The organism is Streptomyces sp. NPDC053560 (assembly GCF_044544605.1).
GTDB lineage: Bacteria > Actinomycetota > Actinomycetes > Streptomycetales > Streptomycetaceae > Streptomyces.
The window spans coordinates 292,463-312,633 of sequence record NZ_JBITXI010000006.1 but is presented as its reverse complement, the minus strand read 5'-3'; the positions used below and the strand labels follow the sequence as shown (position 1 = coordinate 312,633).

14 protein-coding genes are annotated in these 20,171 nt (G+C 72.3%); 3 read left to right on the top strand and 11 right to left on the bottom strand.

Translation table 11 applies throughout. From position 1 onward, the window contains the following. Nucleotides 1–18 precede the first annotated feature (18 nt). The 7 genes from ACIGQF_RS16800 to ACIGQF_RS16770 form a co-directional block, all read right to left on the bottom strand. On the bottom strand, nucleotides 19–402 hold the full coding sequence (locus tag ACIGQF_RS16800) for a VOC family protein (protein ID WP_399710619.1): 384 nt from the start codon (nucleotides 400–402) through the stop codon (nucleotides 19–21). 383 nt (nucleotides 403–785) lie between these two features. Next, nucleotides 786–2,387, bottom strand: a complete 1,602-nt coding sequence (gene serA / locus ACIGQF_RS16795; RefSeq protein ID WP_399710617.1) for a phosphoglycerate dehydrogenase — start codon at nucleotides 2,385–2,387, stop codon at nucleotides 786–788. A gap of 248 nt (nucleotides 2,388–2,635) precedes the next feature. Continuing rightward, entirely contained in the window at nucleotides 2,636–3,634 is a 999-nt protein-coding gene (gene ilvC / locus ACIGQF_RS16790; protein ID WP_361555998.1) for a ketol-acid reductoisomerase, read from the bottom strand. 144 nt (nucleotides 3,635–3,778) lie between these two features. Continuing rightward, nucleotides 3,779–4,303 carry an acetolactate synthase small subunit gene (gene ilvN, locus ACIGQF_RS16785; RefSeq protein ID WP_103832993.1) on the bottom strand — a complete coding sequence of 175 codons (525 nt, stop codon included), beginning with the start codon at nucleotides 4,301–4,303 and terminating at the stop codon, nucleotides 3,779–3,781. Between the two features lie 31 nt (nucleotides 4,304–4,334). After that, on the bottom strand, nucleotides 4,335–6,188 hold the full coding sequence (locus tag ACIGQF_RS16780) for an acetolactate synthase large subunit (protein WP_399710614.1): 1,854 nt from the start codon (nucleotides 6,186–6,188) through the stop codon (nucleotides 4,335–4,337). 206 nt (nucleotides 6,189–6,394) lie between these two features. Then, on the bottom strand, nucleotides 6,395–9,385 hold the full coding sequence (locus ACIGQF_RS16775; protein WP_399710612.1) for a putative bifunctional diguanylate cyclase/phosphodiesterase: 2,991 nt from the start codon (nucleotides 9,383–9,385) through the stop codon (nucleotides 6,395–6,397). Nucleotides 9,386–9,703: 318 nt separating this feature from the next. Then, the gene (locus tag ACIGQF_RS16770) at nucleotides 9,704–10,618 is read right to left on the bottom strand and encodes a 2-hydroxyacid dehydrogenase (protein ID WP_399710610.1); all 915 of its coding nucleotides are present in this window, start codon (nucleotides 10,616–10,618) and stop codon (nucleotides 9,704–9,706) included. 133 nt (nucleotides 10,619–10,751) lie between these two features. Between ACIGQF_RS16770 and ACIGQF_RS16765 the strand changes: the two genes are divergently transcribed. The 3 genes from ACIGQF_RS16765 (at nucleotide 10,752) to ACIGQF_RS16755 (ending at nucleotide 13,302) form a co-directional block, all read left to right on the top strand. After that, on the top strand, nucleotides 10,752–11,744 hold the full coding sequence (locus ACIGQF_RS16765; RefSeq protein WP_399710608.1) for an aldo/keto reductase: 993 nt from the start codon (nucleotides 10,752–10,754) through the stop codon (nucleotides 11,742–11,744). A 127-nt stretch (nucleotides 11,745–11,871) separates the two neighbouring features. Next, complete coding sequence (locus ACIGQF_RS16760) at nucleotides 11,872–13,044, top strand: PQQ-dependent sugar dehydrogenase (RefSeq protein WP_399710606.1); 1,173 nt, start codon at nucleotides 11,872–11,874, stop codon at nucleotides 13,042–13,044. A gap of 66 nt (nucleotides 13,045–13,110) precedes the next feature. Beyond that, a complete protein-coding gene (locus ACIGQF_RS16755) occupies nucleotides 13,111–13,302 on the top strand; it encodes a DUF6191 domain-containing protein (protein ID WP_399710604.1) in 192 nt (63 codons plus the stop codon). Here the strand turns inward: ACIGQF_RS16755 and ACIGQF_RS16750 are convergent. From ACIGQF_RS16750 to ACIGQF_RS16735, 4 genes are all read right to left on the bottom strand, one after another. Continuing rightward, nucleotides 13,294–16,755 carry an AAA family ATPase gene (locus ACIGQF_RS16750; protein ID WP_399710983.1) on the bottom strand — a complete coding sequence of 1,154 codons (3,462 nt, stop codon included), beginning with the start codon at nucleotides 16,753–16,755 and terminating at the stop codon, nucleotides 13,294–13,296. The two genes, ACIGQF_RS16755 and ACIGQF_RS16750, sit on opposite strands and share 9 nt — an antisense overlap. A 67-nt stretch (nucleotides 16,756–16,822) precedes the next feature. Next, nucleotides 16,823–17,011 (bottom strand): hypothetical protein, encoded by a 189-nt coding sequence (locus ACIGQF_RS16745; protein WP_399710602.1) that lies wholly within the window; start codon nucleotides 17,009–17,011, stop codon nucleotides 16,823–16,825. 211 nt (nucleotides 17,012–17,222) lie between these two features. After that, on the bottom strand, nucleotides 17,223–17,831 hold the full coding sequence (locus ACIGQF_RS16740; protein ID WP_399710600.1) for a hypothetical protein: 609 nt from the start codon (nucleotides 17,829–17,831) through the stop codon (nucleotides 17,223–17,225). Between the two features lie 48 nt (nucleotides 17,832–17,879). Further along, a complete protein-coding gene (locus tag ACIGQF_RS16735) occupies nucleotides 17,880–20,117 on the bottom strand; it encodes an MMPL family transporter (RefSeq protein ID WP_399710598.1) in 2,238 nt (745 codons plus the stop codon). Nucleotides 20,118–20,171: the final 54 nt, after the last annotated feature.

The following is a 20,171-nucleotide window of genomic DNA, read 5'->3' as shown; positions in this document are numbered from 1 at the left end:
GGTGAACACCCCCGTGGCTCAGCTGCCGCTGCCGTACGGGCGGGTGATCAGCTCCATGTAGTGGCCGTCCGGGTCGGCGAAGTACACGCCCCGGCCGCCGTCGTTGGTGTTGATCTCACCGGGGCGGGTGCGGTGCGGGTCGGCCCAGTACGTGAGTCCCTTTTCCTGGATCCGCTTGAACCCGTGGTCAAAATCTTCCTCGCCGACCAGGAACGCGTAGTGCTGCGGGGTGATCTTCCCGTCGTCCTGGGCGAAGTCGAGGGTGACGCCGTTGGCGGTCTCCACGGGCAGGAACGGCCCGAATTCGGGCTGCACCTGGAGCCCCAGAATGTCCGCCAGGAACTCCGCCGACCGCTTCCGGTCGCTGGCGTGGATGATCGTGTGGTTCAGCTCAACTGCCATGACTGGCCTCCCTCTTGGTCCCTCCCGAGCCTAGGCGCCGGGCGCCCTGCCGCCATCGGCCGCGGGGAGGAACGGGGTGGGCGCCGGGGCCTAGGTCCTCCGGCCCGCGGCGGGTCCTTCCCTCTCCTCCGATCCCTGGCAGGGCCCCTCCCTCTCCCCAACCGGCGGAAGAGCCCCCGCGGCAAGACCCCCTCCCCCGCCTCCACCGCGCATACCGCGAAGGTAGCGCGGCCCGCGGTCCCGCGGGGGCCCTGTGGACAACCGCCGAACGGGTCGGTGGACAACCACCGAACACGGCGGCGGACAACCGCCGAACGCGACGAAGGGCCCGGACGGAAGGAATCCGTCCGGGCCCTTCGTACGGGCTGCGGGCTGTCGGGCCGTCAGTCGGTGAGGTTGACCGTACGGGCCGAGGTGGCGCCGATCTCGTCGGCGATCTCGCCGAGGACCGGGGCCGCGATCGTGTCGTCGACGGTCAGCGCGACCAGCGCCTCGCCGCCCACGTCGGCGCGGGAGACCTGCATGCCGGCGATGTTGATGCCGGCCTCGCCCAGGATTCGGCCGAGGGTGCCGACCACGCCGGGACGGTCGCTGTAGCGCAGGAACGCCATGTGGTCGGCGAGCGCCAGGTCGATGCTGTGGTCGTTGACCGCAACGATCTTCTGCTGGTGCTTGTGGCCGGCCAGCGTGCCGGAGACGGAGATCTCCTCGCCGCCGGAGAGGGTGCCGCGCACCGTCACGACGTTCCGGTGCTCGGGCGACTCGCTGCTGGTGGTCAGGCGTACCTCGACGCCGCGCTCCTGCGCGAACAGCGGGGCGTTGACGTAGGAGACCGTCTCGTCCACGACGTCCTCGAAGACGCCCTTGAGCGCGGAGAGCTCCAGCACCTTCACGTCGTGCTGGGTGATCTCGCCGTACACCTCGACGTCCAGGCGGACCGCGACCTCGCCCGCGAGCGCGGTGAAGATCCGGCCCAGCTTCTCGGCCAGCGGCAGACCCGGCTTCACGTCCTCGGCGATCACACCGCCCTGGACGTTGACCGCGTCCGGGACCAGCTCGCCGGCGAGCGCCAGGCGCACCGAGCGGGCCACCGCGATACCGGCCTTCTCCTGCGCCTCACCGGTCGAGGCGCCCAGGTGCGGGGTGCACACGACCTGGTCGAACTCGAACAGCGGGGAGTCGGTGCAGGGCTCGGAGGCGTAGACGTCCAGGCCGGCGCCGGCGACCCGGCCCTCCTTGAGGGCGGAGGCGAGGGCTGCCTCGTCCACGATGCCGCCGCGTGCGGCGTTGACGACGCGGACGGACGGCTTGACCTTGTGCAGCGCCTCGTCGCCGATGAGGCCGACGGTCTCGGGTGTCTTGGGGAGGTGGACCGTGATGAAGTCCGAGACCTCCAGCAGCTCGTCCAGGGAGAGCAGCTTGACGCCCATCTGGGCCGCGCGGGCCGGCTGGACGTACGGGTCGTAGGCGACGACCTTCATGCCGAAGGCGGACATGCGCTGGGCGACCAGGACGCCGATGCGGCCGAGGCCGACGACGCCGAGGGTCTTCTCCGCCAGCTCCACACCGGTGTACTTGCTGCGCTTCCACTCGCCGTTCTTCAGCGCCGTGTTCGCCTGCGGGATGTTCCGCGCGGTGGCGACGAGCAGGCCGCAGGCCAGCTCGGCGGCGGTGACGATGTTGGAGGTCGGGGCGTTCACGACCATCACGCCGGCCTTGGTGGCGGCGGAGACGTCGACGTTGTCCAGACCCACGCCCGCGCGGGCGACGACCTTGAGCTTCTTGGCCGCGGCGATGGCCTCGGCGTCGACCTTGGTCGCGGAGCGCACCAGGATCGCGTCGACGTCGGCGATGGCCGGAATCAGCTCGGCGCGGTCCGCGCCGTTGCAGTGCCGGATCTCGAAGTCCGGACCGAGCGCGTCGACGGTCGCGGGCGACAGCTCTTCGGCAATGAGTACGACGGGTTTGGCGGAGGCAGTGCTCACGTGGTCTTCAGTCCTCACTTAGTCCTTCGCGGACGGCCGTCCCGACGGCCGAAGGCGGTGAAGGGGGCAGCCGCGTGGAAGACGCACGACGTTGTGAGCCTGACGCGCTTGTGGTCAGCAGTGTAGTGGCGTTTCAGGGCTCCTCCTTCGCCGGAGCGGAAGGATCACCCGTGCGTGGTTCTACGCAGTGGACAAGGCGGTGGCGCGAGGGGCCGTACCGGTGCGGTACGGCCCCTCGGCCAGGAGGCTTACGCCTCCTCGTCCACCCAGCTCATCAGGCCACGCAGCTTCTTGCCGGTGGTCTCCAGGAGGTGGTCGGCGTCGGCCTTCTTGTACTCGTTGTACTTCGGCAGACCGGCCTCGTACTCGGCCATCCAGTTGTTGGCGAAGGTGCCGTCCTGGATCTCCGCGAGGACCTTCTTCATCTCGGCCTTGGTCGCGTCGTTCACGATGCGCGGGCCGGTGACGTAGTCGCCCCACTCGGCGGTCTCGGAGATGGACCAGCGCATCTTCTCCAGGCCGCCCTCGTACATGAGGTCCACGATGAGCTTCAGCTCGTGGAGGCACTCGAAGTACGCGATCTCGGGCTGGTAGCCCGCCTCGACGAGGGTCTCGAAGCCGGCCTTGACCAGGGCGGCGGTGCCGCCGCAGAGCACGGCCTGCTCGCCGAACAGGTCGGTCTCGGTCTCCTCGGTGAAGGTCGTCTTGATGACGCCCGCACGGGTGCCGCCGATGCCCTTGGCGTAGGACAGGGCCAGCGCGAAGGCGTTGCCGGAGGCGTCCTGCTCGACGGCGGCGATGCAGGGCACGCCGCGGCCTTCCTCGTACTGGCGGCGGACCAGGTGGCCCGGGCCCTTCGGGGCGACCATGCAGACGTCGACGTTGGACGGGGGCTTGATGAAGCCGTAACGGATGTTCAGGCCGTGCCCGAAGAACAGCGCGTCGCCGTCCTTCAGGTTGTCCTTCACGGACTCCTCGTAGACCTTGGCCTGGATGGGGTCCGGCACCAGGATCATGATGACGTCGGCCTCGGCCGCCGCCTCGGAGGGGCTCACCACGCGCAGGCCCTGCTCCTCGGCCTTGGCCTTGGACTTGGAGCCCTCGTGCAGGCCGACGCGCACGTCGACGCCCGAGTCGCGCAGCGACAGCGCGTGGGCGTGGCCCTGGCTGCCGTAGCCGAGAACCGCGACCTTACGGCCCTGGATGATGGACAGGTCGGCGTCGTCGTCGTAGAACAGCTCGGCCACTTCGGGTATCTCCTTGGTACTAGCTGGTGCCCACAGACTATGCCGGGGCTGGGGGGTGTGAGCTCAGGGTCTCGCCATGCGGGCAGCGGCCGCGGGCGAGGGGGTGCGTTCCGGCCGTGCCCCCACGGCCGGGTGACGCGTCGGTCAGGCGGAGCGCTCCAGGGCCCGCAGCGATCGGTCCGTGATGGACCGGGCTCCGCGCCCTATGGCGATCGTGCCGGACTGGACCAGCTCCTTGATGCCGAACGGCTCGAGCATCTTGAGCATGGCTTCCAGCTTGTCGGCGCCGCCGGTGGCTTCGATGGTGACGGCTTCCGGCGAGACGTCCACGGTCTTGGCGCGGAACAGCTGGACGATCTCGACGATCTGCGAGCGCGTCTCGTTGTCCGCGCGGACCTTCACCAGGACCAGTTCGCGGTGGATGGCCGAGGACGGCTCCAGCTCGACGATCTTCAGGACGTTGACCAGCTTGTTCAGCTGCTTGGTGACCTGCTCCAGGGGGAGCGATTCGACATTCACGACAATGGTGATGCGCGAGATGTCGGGGTGCTCCGTGACACCGACGGCGAGTGAGTCGATGTTGAAGCCGCGGCGGGAGAACAGCGCGGCGATCCTCGCCAGGATACCCGGCGTGTTCTCCACCAGGACGGAGAGCGTGTGCTTGGTCATGGGCTCGGTCTCTTCTCTTCTGTCCTGGCCGTCAGTCTTCTTCGTTGTCGCCGAAGTCGGGGCGCACCCCGCGGGCCGCCATGACCTCGTCGTTGGAGGTGCCGGCGGCGACCATCGGCCAGACCATGGCGTCCTCGTGGACGATGAAGTCCACGACGACGGGGCGGTCGTTGATGGCGTTCGCCTTGGCGATCACGGCGTCCAGTTCGGCGGGGTCCTCGCAGCGCATCGCCACGCAGCCCATGGCCTCGGCCAGCTTCACGAAGTCGGGGCAGCGGGTGCCCAGGTTCTTCTGCTCCGCCGCCTCGGGCCCGGCGTGCAGCACGGTGTTGCTGTAGCGCTGGTTGTAGAACAGGGTCTGCCACTGGCGGACCATGCCGAGGGCGCCGTTGTTGATGATGGCGACCTTGATCGGGATGTTGTTCATCGCGCAGGTGACCAGCTCCTGGTTGGTCATCTGGAAGCAGCCGTCGCCGTCGATCGCCCACACCGGGCGGTCCGGCTGCCCGGCCTTGGCGCCCATCGCGGCCGGGACGGCGTACCCCATCGTTCCGGCGCCGCCGGAGTTCAGCCAGGTCGCCGGCTTCTCGTAGTCGATGAAGTGGGCGGCCCACATCTGGTGCTGGCCGACGCCCGCGGCGTAGATGGTGTCCTCCGGCGCGAGCTGGCCGATGCGCTGGATGACCTGCTGGGGGGAGAGGCTGCCGTCCTCGGGCAGGTCGTACCCGAGCGGGTAGTGCTCGCGCCAGCGGTTCAGGTCCTTCCACCAGGCGGCGTAGTCGCCGGGGTGGCCGGCCTCGTGCTCGGCCTGGACCGCCACGATCAGGTCGGCGATGACCTCGCGGGCGTCGCCGACGATCGGCACGTCCGCCATGCGGTTCTTGCCGATCTCGGCCGGGTCGATGTCGGCGTGGACGATCTTGGCGTACGGGGCGAAGCTGTCGAGCTTGCCGGTGACGCGGTCGTCGAAGCGGGCGCCCAGGGCGACGATCAGGTCGGCCTTCTGCAGCGAGGTGACCGCGGCGACCGAGCCGTGCATGCCCGGCATGCCGAGGTGCTGCGGGTGGGTGTCGGGGAAGGAGCCCAGCGCCATCAGGGTGGTGGTGACGGGGGCGCCGGTCAGTTCGGCGAGCACTTTCAGCTCGGCCGTCGCGCCGGCCTTCATCACGCCGCCGCCGACGTAGAGCACGGGCCGCTTGGCGGCGGTGATCATCCGGGCTGCTTCGCGGATCTGCTTGGCGTGCGGCTTGGTCACCGGGCGGTAGCCGGGCAGGTCGGTCTGCGGCGGCCAGGAGAAGGTGGTCTTCGCCTGCATGGCGTCCTTGGCGATGTCCACCAGGACGGGGCCCGGGCGGCCGGTGGAGGCGATGTGGAACGCCTCGGCGATCGTGCGGGGGATGTCGGCCGGGTCGGTCACCAGGAAGTTGTGCTTGGTGATCGGCATCGTGATGCCGCAGATGTCCGCCTCCTGGAAGGCGTCCGTGCCGATCGCGGCGGAGGCGACCTGGCCGGTGATCGCGACCAGCGGGACGGAGTCCATGTGCGCGTCGGCGATCGGGGTGACCAGGTTGGTGGCGCCGGGGCCCGAGGTGGCCATGCAGACGCCGACCTTGCCGGTGGCCTGCGCGTATCCGGTGGCGGCGTGGCCGGCGCCCTGCTCGTGGCGGGCCAGGACGTGACGGACCCGCTTGGAGTCCATCATCGGGTCGTACGCCGGGAGGATCGCACCGCCGGGGATGCCGAATACGGTGTCGGCCCCGACCTCCTCGAGAGAGCGAATGAGGGACTGCGCGCCCGTGACGTGCTCGACGGCGGTGGGCTGCTGCGCCCCGCCGGTACGGGCCCGCGGCTGCGGATGGTGGGCCCCGGAGGCCTGCTCGGTCATCTGCGTCTCTTCTCGGAGGTGAGGGTTTTGATGGGGTTTGGCGGTGCTGGTGCAACAAAAAACCCCTCGTGCCGGTAGGCAAGCGAGGGGAGCGCGTCGGTGCGGTGCGCCGGGATGTTCAGGTCCCGGCTTCAGCCGACGCGCTGTCCAAGTACGAGAATTCGGGTGCGCATGGCTCCGACCTTCCCCCCGGCGCACCTGGAGTGTCAAGTGGGTGGGACGGAGGTCTCACTATTTGAGCGCAACGGAGGATGGCTGATCGCGTCCGGTCCGGCCGGCACCTCCCCGGCGCCGAGCCGTCGCGGCAGCTCTCCGAGCCGTTGCGCGCCGCCCGGCTCCCGGGGGCCGGAGGCCCGCCGCGCGGCCGGTACCGCGCTGCTCAGCACCATCTCGCGGCTCTCGGGCAGCAGGCCGGGGACGGGGTAGGAGCCGATGGTGAGGGCCCGGCGGAGCCGGTGTTCGTCCAGCGGCCCGGAGAACGCCATGCCCTGGCCGTGCGTGCATCCCATGGCGCGCAGCGCGCTGACCTGTTCCGGACGGTCCACGCCGTCGGCGACGGACTGGAGTCCGAGGTCGCCGGCGATCCGCAGCAGCCCCGCTGTGATCTTGTGCAGCCGCGCGGACTCCACGACGCCGTCGACCAGGCCGCGGTCCAGCCGCAGTACGTCGATGGGCAGTCGGCGCAGGGCGCTGATGGCGGCGTATCCACTGCCGAAGCCGTCGAGCGCGATCCGTACGCCCAGCCTGCGCAGGGCCGCCAGGCGCCGCTCCAGCTCGTCCAGCGGGATCCGCGGGTCGCTGTCGGACAGCTCCAGCAGCAGCGCTCCGGAGGGCAGGCCGTGCCGGGCGAGTAACGTCTCGATGCTCCTGGGCGGCAGCTTGCGGTCCAGCAGCCGTCGGGCGGAGAGCCGGACGGCGACGCAGACCGGGTGGCCGGCGTGGTGCCGCCGCGCCGCCTGCTCGACGGCCTCCTCCAGTTGCCAGCGGCCCAGCTCGGCGGTGCGTTCGCCCTCCTCGCCGCCCGGCCGGCCGCGTTCGCCGACCCGCAGGAACTCGGCGGGGGTGAAGAGGATGCCCTGCGTGGAGCGCCAGCGGGCCTGCGCGGCGACCGCCGTGATCCGGCCACTGGAGAGCTCGACCACGGGCTGGTGCAGCAGCGCGAATTCGCCGTCGTGCAGCGCGGTGCGCAGCTTCGTCGCCAGCTCGGAGCGGCGTACGACGTCGGCCTGCATCTGCGGCGCGTACATCTCCACGCGGCCCTTGCCGGCCTGCTTGGCGCGGTACATGGCGAGGTCGGCGTTGCGCAGGAGGGCGGCCGGGGTGACGCCGGGCTCGGCGAAGGCCACGCCGATGCTGGCCGCGACGCGGACCTCCTGGCCGTCGATGCGGTACGGCTCGGAGAGCCGGACGCGCAGCCGGTCGGCGATCTCGTGGACGCGGAATTCGCGGGCGGTGAGGTCGCGGCTGCCGTCGCCCATGATGAGCGCGGCGAACTCGTCGCCGCCCAGGCGCGCGGCGATGTCCCCGGCCCGTACGGATTCGGCCAGCCTGCGCGCGGCCTGAACCAGCAGCTCGTCGCCGGCCTGGTGTCCGATGGTGTCGTTGACCTGTTTGAATCCGTCCAGGTCGATGTAGAGAACGGCGGTGTCGTGGTCGGAGGAGCGGCGGCCGGTGACGGCCTGGCTGACCCGTTCGGTGAACAGGGCACGGTTCGGCAGGTCGGTCAGGGCGTCGTGCGAGGCATTGTGCTGGAGCTGGGCCTGGAGCCGTACCCGTTCGGTGACGTCGCGGGAGTTGAAGATCAGGCCGCCTTCGTGGCGGTTGACCGTGGACTCGACATTCAGCCATTCCTCGCCGCCGGGGCGTCCGCCGCCGGCGCGGAAGCGGCACTCGATGCGGGTGGTGGGCTCCGTCTCGGCGTCGGCGGCGAGGAAGCGCCGTACTTCGTGCACCACGCGGCCGAGGTCCTCGGGGTGGATCAGGGAGGCCAGCTCGGAGCCGACCAGGTCCTCGGCGTCGCGGCCGTAGACGCCGGAGGCGGCGGGGCTGACGTACCGCAGGATGCCGGTGGGCGCAGCGATCATGATGACGTCGCTGGAGCCCTGCACCAGGGAGCGGAAGTGGTTCTCCTTCTGGGCCAGCTCACGGGTCAGGGTGATGTTGTCCACGAGCATGATGCCCTGGCGGACGACGAGGGCGAGCACGACCGTGCAGCCGGTGAAGAGCACGACGTGGTCGATGCGGCGGCCGTCCAGGACGTTGAGCAGGATGCCCAGGGTGCAGACGGCGGCGGCGAGGTACGGGGTGAGCGCGGCGAGCGAGCCGGCGATCGGGGGACTGCCGGGCGGTACGGCGGCGCGCCGGGTGGCGCGGGTGAAGTCGTCCCCCGCGGAGTCGGCGCCGGAGCGCGCGGCGACCCAGGGGGCGTACGCCAGGAGCATGGAGCCCGCGAACCAGCCGGCGTCCAGGATCTGCCCGGAGCGGTAGTGCTCGCGCAGCAGCGGCGAGGTGAACAGCGCGTCGCACAGCACGGTCAGCGCGAGCGCCGCGATCGCGGTGTTGATCGCCGAGCGGTTGGCCGAGGAGCGCTTGAAGTGCAGCGCCAGGACCATGCTCACCAGGACGATGTCGAGCAGCGGGTACGCGAGCGACAGGGCGCCCTGCGCGACCGTCTGGCCCTGGAAGTGCGTGGTGTGGGCGAGGGCCAGGCTCCAGGAGAGCGTGAGGAGCGAGCCGCCGATGAGCCAGGCGTCCAGCGCCAGGCAGACCCAGCCGGCCCGGTTGACGGGCCGCTTGGCGAGCACCAGCAGGCCGACGATGGCGGGCGGCGCGAAGAGCAGGAAGCAGAAGTCGGCGATCGAGGGGCTGGGCACGGGTGCTTCGAGGACGACCTCGTACCATCCCCAGACGCCGTTGCCGATGCCGGCCATCGCGGAGGAGGCGGCGAACAGCAGCCAGGCCGGGCGGAAGCGGCTGCGGTGCTTGCGGGCGTAGAACACGCACGAGACCGCGGCCGCCAGGGCCGCCGCGCTGAGCCCGAAGTCACCCATGATCAGGGCCAGTTTCTCCGAGCCCCAGCCGAACGCCGCCCCCGTGGCGTATCCGCCGCAGACCACGGCGAGCAGAATCTGCGGGAGACTGCTCACGGGCGACCGGGGCCCGGCCGACGGGGTCAGCACGGCGCCGGAGGCGGTCATCGGGCTCTCCCCCGCGCTGCCGACCGGCGTGGTCGTGGCGGGCGCGGCCCGCGCTGCATCCGTATCGCGGTGGGAACACGCGCAACGCGCGTGTGGTCAGCGGTCCTCGTCTCGGTGGTGCATCGGCCGTTCATCGCCCGTCGCCCCCCTCGGTTCCGGTCGTTCGCTGCGCGCCGCCACGTCCCGGCGCGGGTCCCCGTTCGGGACGATACACCAGTTCCGTCACACAGGGACATAGTTGCTCTACGGAGCGTGACTGGCCCGGAATTGGTGGCACAGGACGCAGTCGTACGACTCCGTAGAGCTACGGTCAACCCGTCAGCCGGCGGTCGTGATGACGTTGTCGAGGGGCTCGCCGGCCGCGAAAAGCCGGAGTTGATCACGGAGAAGCCGCTTCGCACGGGGCAGAAAGGCAGTACTGGGACCACCGACGTGCGGAGTGATGAGCACGCCGGGAGCGTGCCACAAGGGGTGTGTGGCAGGCAGTGGTTCCGGATCGGTTACATCGAGTGCTGCACGGAGCCGTCCCGACTCCAGTTCCGCGAGGAGCGCCTTGGTGTCGACCACACCCCCGCGCGCGATGTTGACGAGCAGCGCGCCGTCCTTCATACGGGCCAGGAAATCGGCTCCGACCAGGCCACGCGTGTCCTCGGTGAGCGGCGTCGCCATGATCACGACGTCCGCATCGGGCAACAGCGCGTGCAACTCGGCGAGTGGATGCACAGGACCGCGCACGGTGTCACGAGCGGTGCGCGCAATGCGCGCCACCCGCGCACACTCAAAAGGTGTGAGCCGGTCTTCGATAGCACTTCCGATCGAACCATAGCCCACAATGAGGACGGACTTGTCGGCCAGCGAATCACGGAAGCCCTGCCGCCACTCCCCCGCGTCCTGGGCCCGGACGAACGTGGGAATGTCGCGGAGCGCCGCGAGGACGAGCGTAAGGGCCAGCTCGGCGGTGCTCGCGTCGTGCAGACCGCGTGCATTGCACAGCCGGGTACCGGCCGGCAGTCCGGGCACGGCGGGCAGCATGTGCTCGATGCCGGCCGTGAGGGTCTGGACGACACGTACGTTCGTCATCTCCGCGAGCGGCCGCAGCACCCGGTCGACGGGCTTCATGTAGGGGACGGCGTAGAAGGCGCAGCGGGCGGGATCGGCGGGGTATTCGGGACCGGCGTCCCAGTGGACGTAGGAGAGGCCCTCGGGAAGGCCGTCGATCTCGGCGGCAGGCATGGGGAGCCAGACGTCGGTGGCGCGAGTGGTGTCTGAGGAAGCCATGGCCCGAGGCTATGCGAAGAGTGCCCCTCATCAGACGTTAGTTTGGTCAGCGCCCTTGACCGGGGCGAGGGGACGGAGGCACGACCAGGTGGAGCGCAGGACAATCGGTGCGACGGCGCTCGAAGTGGGCGCAATCGGCCTCGGCTGCATGCCGATGAGCTGGGGGTACACCGCGTCGCAGCGGCACGGGGAGAGCTCGGAGCGGACGGTGCACGCCGCACTCGACCGGGGCTGCAGTCTCCTGGACACCGCCGACATGTACGGCCCCTTCACCAATGAACTGCTGGTGGGGCGGGCGCTGAAGCAGCGCCGCGCGCAGGCCTTCGTCTCGACCAAGGTCGGGCTGCTGGTCGGCGAGCAGCACATCGTCGCCAACGGCCGCCCCGGGTACGTGAAAAGAGCCTGCGACGCCTCGCTGCGGCGACTCCAGACCGACCACATCGACCTCTACCAGCTGCATCGCGCGGACCCCGAGGTGCCGATCGAGGAGACCTGGGGGGCGATGGCGGAACTGGTGGCGGCCGGGAAGGTGCGCGCGCTCGGGCTGTGCGCGGTCGGCGCGCGGGCCCCCAGGCGCCGCGGCACCCGTACGCACGACGACACACTGCGCCAACTGGAGCGCATTCAGCAGGTGTTCCCCGTCAGCAGCGTCGAGGCGGAGCTGTCCGTGTGGTCGCCGGAGGCCCTGGAGGCGCTGCTGCCCTGGTGCGAGACGCGCGGCGTGGGCTTTCTCGCGGCGATGCCGCTGGGCAACGGCTACCTCACCGGCACGCTGACCCCGGGCCAGGGCTTCGAGCCGGAGGACCTGCGGGCCCGGCATCCGCGCTTCACGGCGGAGATGATGGCCGCCAACCAGCCGGTCGTGGCGGGGCTGCGCCGGGTGGGCGCGCGGCACGGGGTGACACCCGGGCAGGTGGCGCTGGCGTGGGTACTGGCGCAGGGCCGGCACGTCGTCCCCATACCGGGCGCGAAGAAGGAGCGCTGGGCCGTACAGAACGCCAAGGCCACCGCGGTACGGCTGACCCGCGAGGACTTCGCCGAAATAGCCACCCTGCCCCCGGCCCGCGGCTCCTGGGACTGAGGGGCACGAGGACGCGTACGAGGAAACGCCGGGCGGGGGCTACGAGTGGGGCGGTCGGGGAAACGGCCCGGCGGGGGGTGCCGGGTGTGGTGTGCTGGTGGCGCCCGTCGACGAGAGGACGCCCGCCGTGCCACGCCGTACCGCGACCGCCGCACTGACCGCCGCCGCCCTGCTCCTCGCGGCGGGCTGCTCCTCGGGGGACGGCAGCCCCGGTGAGCCCGGGAAGTCCACCGGGCCCTCGCGCGGCGCCGGCTCCTCGGCGACGCCGCACAAGCCGCACGAGACGCCCTCCGGCGCCCCCGCCAAGGGCTCGGTGAAGGTCGTCTCCACCCTCACCACCGGCCTGGACTCCCCCTGGGGCGTGGCCGTGCTGCCCGGCGGCGACCTGCTCGTGGCGTCCCGGGACACCGGGAAGATCGTCAAGGTGGACGCGGAGAACGGGAAGAAGACCGAGCTGGGCTCGGTACCGGGCGTGGCGGCCGACGGCGAGGGCGGGCTGCTGGGCCTCGCGGTGTCCTCGACGTACGGCGCCGACCACCTGGTCTACGCGTACTTCACCACCGCGTCCGACAACCGCATCGTGCGCATGATCTACAACGACAAGCGGTCGGCGGGGGACCAGCTGGGCGCGCCCGACACGGTGTTCAAGGGCATCCCCAAGGGGCACATCCACAACGGCGGGCGGATCGCGTTCGGCCCGGACAAGATGCTGTACGCCGGTACGGGCGAGACCGGCGACGGCGAACAGGCCCAGGACAAGGACTCCTTGGGCGGCAAGATCCTGCGGATGACGCCGGACGGCGAGCCGGTGCACGGCAATCCGTCGGCCGACTCCGTCGTCTATTCCACCGGCCACCGCAACGTCCAGGGCCTGGCCTGGGACTCCGGGAACCGGCTGTGGGCGTCGGAATTCGGCCAGGACACCTGGGACGAACTGAACCTGATCCGGCCGGGCGGGAACTACGGCTGGCCCGACGCCGAGGGGAAGAGCGGCGGAGACTCCTCCTCCGTACGCCCGGTCGAGCAGTGGCGGACCGCGGACGCCTCGCCCAGCGGCATCGCGTACGCCAAGGGTTCGGTGTGGATGGCCGGGCTGCGCGGCGAGCGGCTCTGGCGGATCCCGCTGCGGGGCACGAAGCCGGTGGCGAAGCCGCAGGCGTTCCTGGAGGGGAAGTACGGCCGGCTGCGGACGGTCGTACCGACCGGCGACGGCGGGCTGTGGCTGGTCACCAGCGAGACGGACAAGCGGGGTACGCCGGAGAAGGGCGACGACCGGATTCTGCGGCTGAAGATCACATGATGTCCTTTTTGCGGCAGGCGTGCCTACACTGACGGCAGTGAGCAGGACGCCACGCCAGGGGGTCGCATGTTCAACCTCGCCGAAGAGCTCTTCGCGCCGGGCCGCAAGCACACCGAGGACGAGCGGCGGAAGCTCACGCTCGTCGTCGTCAACATCGGCGACTCCGACCCCGGCCGGGGCCCGATCGACCTCACTTCCGGGCAGGTCGTCGTCCGCCTCCCGTACCCCGCTTCCGAGGAGCCGCGGGCCTCAGGCTGATTCCGCTTCGGGGAACAGTCGCAGCCGGTGCGCCAGCGCACCCGCCTCGCCGCGCCCCGCGACGCCGAGCTTCGCGAGGATGTTGGAGACGTGCACGCTCGCGGTCTTGGGCGAGATGAAGAGCGCGTCGGCTATCTGACGGTTGCTGCGCCCGGCCGCGACCAGCCGCAGTACGTCCCGCTCGCGCGGCGTGAGCCCGAGGGAGTCGGCGGTGGCGCCGGGGTCGGCGCCGGCGGAACCGGTCGCTGCCCGCTCTCGCCCCGGGGTGGCCGACGGAACGGCGGCGTGCCCCGCCGGCAGCACGGTCGGCGGGGTTGCCGCGGGTGCCGCGGGCCCGCCGCCCGGTCTTCGGCCGGGACCCGCCCCCGCGTCCGGCCCCACCCCGGCCCCCGGCTCCCCCACGGCCCCCGCCTGTACCGCCGTACGCACCGCTCCGGTCGCTCCGGCCCCGCCGGCCGCTCCCGCGCCACCGTCCCGCGCCGCGCCGCCGTCCCGCGCCGCCGCGCCGGTCACCGCCGGTACCGCGCCTGCCGTGATCGCAGGCCGCCACGTCCCGATCGTCCCGGCCCACTGCCGCCCCACCCCGGCTCCCGGCGACCCGCCGCCGATCCTCCCGCCGCCGCTCCCGGCGTCCTCCTGAGCCCCGCTCCAGCCGGTCCTCCCGTCGTCCTCCGGCAGCGTGATCCGGGCCCGTACGGCGAGCTGGTCGATCTCCACGATGAGCGGGCCCGCGCCCATCCACCGGGCCGTCGCACGCGCGTCGGCGAGCAGGCCCGTGGCCGTCTCCCGCGCGTCGCGGGCCACCGGGCCGCAGGTCAGCAGGGCTTCGGCCCAGCGGAGGCCGGCCCAGGCCAGTTCGTACGGCCACTCGACCTGCCGGAGGGCCGCGACCGCCTCGGCCCAGCGCTCCGGTGACGGGCGGCCCTCGGCCCGGCGCAGCTCGGCCTCGGTGAGCCGGCCGTACGCCTGCCACACCGGGACCGGGCGGGGCAGCCGCTTCACCGCCGCCGCCAGCCGGGCGAGCAGCACGTCCCGGCCCGCGGCCGCGGCGGGCAGCCCGCGGGCGTCGGCCTCCGCTGCGGCCACCCGCCACAGCAGCGGCCAGCCGTAGTTGTACGTACCGAGCGGGAAACCGGCCGTCAGCAGCGGCTCCAGCACCTCCCGCGCGGCGACCACGCCCTGGCGCTGCACCGCGATCTCGTAGGCGAAGCGGGTCATGGGGAGGCTGTGCTGGGGTTGGTTCTCGTAGCTGCCGAAGTGGGCGCGGGCGTAGTCCAGTTCCTCGGCGGCGGCGTCGGTGTCGCCGCGCAGCAGGGCGAGATCGGCGTGCCGGGAGGCGGCCAGCGCGCGGGTGCGGTTGCCCAGGGCGAGGCGCCGGCAGGCCGTCGCGGCTTCGGCGGCCTCCGCCCAGCGGCCCAGCGACAGCAGGCTCTTGGCGCGGTTGCCGTACACCCAGGCGCGGGAGTCCTTCATGCCGAAGTGGTCGGTCAGGGCGAGCCCCCGCTCGGTGGCCGCCACCGCCTCCCGGGACCGGCCCACCGACTCCAGGTGCGAGGGCAGGTTGGTGCAGCCGCGCGCGACGACGGCGGAGAAGCCGCGCTCCAGCGCGCTGTCCAGCGCCTCCCGGAAGCCGGTGAGGCCGCCGTCCACGTCCCCGGAGGAGACCTGCAGGCCGTACAGCGTGAGGCGGGCGTTCAGCTCGACCTCCTCCTCGCCGACCAGGCGGGCCAGCTCCACCGCCCGCTCGGCGGCGGTGAAGGAGTCCGGGCCGGGGGCGTGCAGCGCGCCCCAGGCGGCGGCCTGGGACAGCACGGCGGCGTGCACCGGGGACGGCGGCAGTCCGCGCACCAGCTCCTGGGCCGCGCTCAGGTCCTCCCACCCGTCACCGCGGCCCGTGGTCTCCGCCAGCCGGGAGCGCTGGGTGCGGAACCATGCCTCGCGCAGCGGGTCCTGCTCTCCCGTGAGCGCGCGCAGCGCGCGCTTGGTGACCGTGTGGGCGCGCTCGCGGTCGCCGGAGAGCCGCGCCGCGACCACGATCTCGGCGAGCAGGTCGAGGTAGCGCAGCGCGTCGTCGTCGCAGCCGGTGGCCGGGTACGCCTCGGCGTAGTCCACCGGGCGTACCGAGCGGCGGACGTTCTTGGGGACCTCGTCCCACAGCTCCAGGGCGCGGTCCAGCAGCCGCAGCTGTTCGGCGTAGGCGTGCCGGCGGCGGGCGGTGACCGAGGCGGTGAGCACGGCGGGCAGCGCCTTGGCTGCGTCCCGGGCGTGGTACCAGTAGCTGGCCAGGCGGGCGGCGCACGCCTCGGTGCGTACCAGTGCGGGGTCGGCTTCCAGGGCTTCGGCGTACCGGCGGTTGAGGCGGGTGCGCTCGCCGGGGAGCAGGTCGTCCTGGACGGCCTCGCGGACCAGGGCGTGCCGGAAGCGGTAGCCCGTGCCGTCGCTGGTGGGCACGAGGGTGTTGCTGCCGACGGCGACCCGCAGCGCTTCGATGAGGCCGTCCTCGGGCAGTTCCGCGACGGCGGCGAGGAGGTCGTGTTCGACGGTGGAGCCGCCCACGGCGGCGGTGCGGATCACCCGCTGGGTGTGCTCGGGCAGTGCCTCGACGCGCACCAGGAGGAGGTCGCGGAGGGAGTCGCTGAGGCCGGGGAGGGTGCCGTCGTCGATGCTGCAGGCCAGTTCCTCGACGAAGAAGGCGTTGCCCTCGGAGCGCTCGAAGACGCGGCCGAGCAGGGCCTCTTCGGGCTCGCGGCCGGTGATGCCGGCCATTTGGGTGCGGACCTCGTCGCGGTTGAAGCGGGCCAGCTCGGCGCGCCGGACCGTGCGCATCCGGTCGACCTCGGCGAGGAAGGGGCGCAGCGGGTGGCGGCGGTGGATGTCGTCGGAGCGGTACGTGGCGACCAGGAGGATGCCGGCGTCGTGCAGGGTGTGCAGGAGGTAGCTGAGCAGTTCGCGGGTGGAGCGGTCGGCCCAGTGCAGGTCCTCGACGACGATGACGAGGCTGCGGTCGCGGGCGAGCCGCTCCAGCAGCCGCGCGGTGAGTTCGAAGAGGCGGGCGCGGCCGTGCTCGTCGTCGCGGGACTCGCCGGGGGCCTCGGCCAGCTCGGGCAGGATGCGGGCCAGTTCGCCCTCCTGTCCCGCGACCGCCGCGGCCAGTTCCTCGGGCAGGCGGGCGTGGAGGGTGCGCAGGATCGCGGAGAACGGGGCGAACGGCAGGCCCTCGGAGCCGATCTCGATGCAGCCGCCGAGGGCGACGAGCGCGCCGGCGGCCCGGGCGGCCGCGGCGAACTCCTCGATGAGCCGGGTCTTGCCGACGCCCGCCTCGCCGCCGATGAGCAGCGCCTGCGGCGCACCGGACGCGGTGGTGCGTGTGAGCGCGTCCCCCAGCAGGCCCAACTCGCTGCTGCGGCCGACGAACACGCGACTGACGGACCTGGTCTCCACGCCGCAGAGCATGGCACAGGGGTCTGACAGTTCGGCACCGGGTTTCCCGGTCACCGGACGCCTCGGCGGGCCGCGCGGCTCAGGCCTCGGCCCTGCGGCGGGCCCACCCGCTGCGGCCCTTCTTACGGCTCACCCGCCCTTCGGGTTCGTGCTCGGCGGACCGGGCGGCGCGGCGTCCCGCGGCGGCTTCGCGTGCCAGCCGGTCGAGGTCGGCCTCCCGGCGCAGTTCCTCGTGGCGGACGCGGTGCTGGATCTCGTAGTAGTGCATGGTGCCCCCTGAGAAGGGCCGCGAGGAGCGTGCTCCTGCGGCGGCTGACGTTACGTCGTCAGCCTCGCCGCCTCAGGCGGTGCGCGGCATCGGGCAACTTCCCGATCTGCACAGCCGTAGGGGCCTCAGATTCCGCCGTGGTGTCCCACCGTGCGGTCTAAGGCCCCTGCCGGATGCCGTATGGATGCCGTATGCGGTCGTGCGGACTTCCTCAGGAACCGCCGGCGCTGAGCTTGGGGGCCGCGGCGAACAGGTCGAGGTACATGCCGCCGGCGACCACCAGGCCGAGTACGGCGAGCGCGAACCCGCCCCAGGCGACGGCCTTGGTCCAGGCGGCCTGCGGGCGGCCGAGCAGGACGACGCCGGTGACCACGAGGGCGATCAGGGCGAAGATGCCGTTGACGAGCGCGGTGGTGTGCCAGGGGGCGGTGTAGACGGCGGCGATCTGGTCCTTGGTCTGGCCGGTCTGGAGCTTGATCTGGCCGAGTACGCCCTGCCGCTCGGAGAGGATCGTGCCGGCCCAGGTGCCGGTCAGGGAGGCGAGGCCGAGCGCGGCACCGGCGACGGCACCGGCTCCGGCCACGATGCCGCGCCGCGCGGGTGCGGCCTGCCCGGTGGCGGGCGCGTCCTCGGGGTGCGGCTCCTCCTCGTGGGCCTCGTCCGTGGCGGTGTCCGGCACGCGGTCCTCGGGCGCTGCGGCCTGCTCCTCGGGTGCGGCGGCCTGCTCCTCGGAGGCGGCCGCCGGCTTCGGGTCGGCGGCCTTGTCGTCGGTGACCGCGTCGGTCTTCGCGGTGTCGTTCTTGCTCGTCGTGGTACCCATGGGCGCGACCGTAGGGGCCGCGTCTGAGAGTCGTATGAGAGAGCCGCGCTAGCGGGGCACGAGGGGCTCGCGTGCGGCGTGCCGCGGCGCGGGGACCGGCGCGGCGGCGTCCGGTTCCTCCTCCGGCGGCTCGATGGTGATCCGCGGCAGCCGGCGGTCCAGCCAGCCCGGCAGCCACCAGTTCGCGCCGCCCAGCATGTGCATCAGGGCGGGCACCAGGAGGGTGCGGAGCACGAAGGCGTCGAGGGCGACGGCGGCGGCCAGTCCGATGCCGAACATCGCGATCGTCCGGTCGCCACTGAGCACGAAGGCGGAGAACACCGCGATCATGATGACCGCCGCCGAGTTGATCACCCGGCCGGTCTCGGCGAGCCCGACCCGTACGGACCTGCGGTTGTCGTGGGTGCGCCGCCACTCCTCGTACATCCGGCTGACCAGGAAGACCTGGTAGTCCATGGAGAGGCCGAAGAGGACCGAGACCATGATCACGGGGAGGAAGGGCTCGATCGGGCCGCCGCTCCCCAGGCCCAGCGCCTCGCTCCCCCAACCCCACTGGAAGACGGCGACGACGATCCCGAAGGAGGCGGCGACCGCGGCGACGTTCATGACGGCGGCCTTGAGCGGGATGCCGATGCTGCGGAAGGCGAGGAGGAGCAGGACGCAGCCGAGGGTGATGACGACGCCCACGAAGAGCGGCAGCTTGCCGACGATCACGTCGGCGAAGTCGTCGTAGCCCGCGGTCACGCCGCCGACGTCGACGCGCAGGGTCGAGTCGTCGGCGGCCTGCGGCAGCACGTCGGTGCGGAGCCGCTCCACCAGGTCCGAGGTCTCCTGCGACTGGGGCGAGCTGTCCGGGACGACGGTGATCACGCCGGTGCTGCCGCTGCCGTCGAACTCCGGGCCGCTGACCTGGGCCACGCCGGGCGTGGTCCGCAGCCGGTCGGGGAGGTCGTCGAAGGCGAGCCGGTCGTCGGCCCCGTCCAGGTCGCCGACCAGGGTGAGCGGCCCGTTGAAGCCGGGCCCGAAGCCCTCGGCGAGCAGGTCGTAGGCCTGCCGGGTGGTCGAGGCGGGCGGATCGGTGCCCTGGTCGGAGGTGCCCAGGTGCAGGCCGAGGGTGGGCAGCGCGAGGACGAGCATGATCCCGGCGGCGAGGGCGCCGAGCAGCTTGGGGTGGCGCTCGACGAAGCCGGACCAGCGGACGGCGAAGCCGGTGGGGTGCTCGGGGACCGGTCCGTCGGCGGCCAGCCGGCCGCGTTCCCGGCGGCCCAGTACGCGGGTGCCGATCAACCCCAGGAGGGCGGGCAGCAGGGTCACGGAGGCGGCGACGGTGAGGACGACGGTCAGCGAGGCGGCGAGTGCGACGCCGTTGAGGAAGGACAGCCGCAGGACGAGCATGCCGAGCAGGGCGATGCAGACGGTGGCCCCGGCGAACACCACGGCCCGCCCCGATACGGCCACCGCCTTCTGCGCGGCCTCGGCGACGCCCATCCCCGTGCGGAGGTTCTTCCGGTGCCGGGTGACGATGAACAGCGCGTAGTCGATGCCCACGCCCAGCCCGATGAGCATGCCGAGCATGGGCGCGAAGTCGGCCACGGTCATGACGTGGCCCAGCAGGCCGATGCCGGACGAGGCGGTGCCGACCGCGACGAGCGCGGTGATGATCGGCAGGGCGGTCGCGGCCAGCGAGCCGAAGGCCAGGAAGAGGACGACGGCGGCCGCGGCCAGGCCGATGGCCTCGGCGAGGTGGCTCTTCGGCGCTTCGGCGAGGTCGATCCCGGCGCCGCCGAGGGCGACGGTCAGGCCGTCACCGGAGGCGTCCTGCGCGGTGTCCACGACCGCCCGCACGGTCTTCGGATCCAGGTCGTCGACGGGTGCGTCGAAGACCACCGAGGCGTAGGCGGTGTGCCCGTCCGCGCTGATGCGGCGCTCCGCGGCCTCGTCGGCGGGGGCGTCGGTCCGGGTGTCGTAGGGGCCGTCCACGGAGGCCACCCCGGGCAGCCCGGCGACGCGGTCCAGGGCCGGTGCCATCCGGTCCCGTACGTCCGCCGCGCGCACCGTCCCGGAGTCGGTGTGCCACACGATGGTGTCGCTCTCCCCGGACCGGCCGGGGAAGGCGTCCGCCATCCGGTCCGCCGCGCGTCCGGACTCCGTGCCGGGCACCTCGTAGTTGTTCGAGTACGAGGAACCCAGCGCGCCGGCGGCAGCGGCGACGCCCGCGAGGACGGCGAGCCATACGACGATGACCAGGGCGCGGCGCCGGAGACACCACCGGGCGAGTGCGGTCATGGAGGCCTTTTCTGCTGTCCCGGGATGTGCGTCGAACTCCGGGGCACCGGTGCT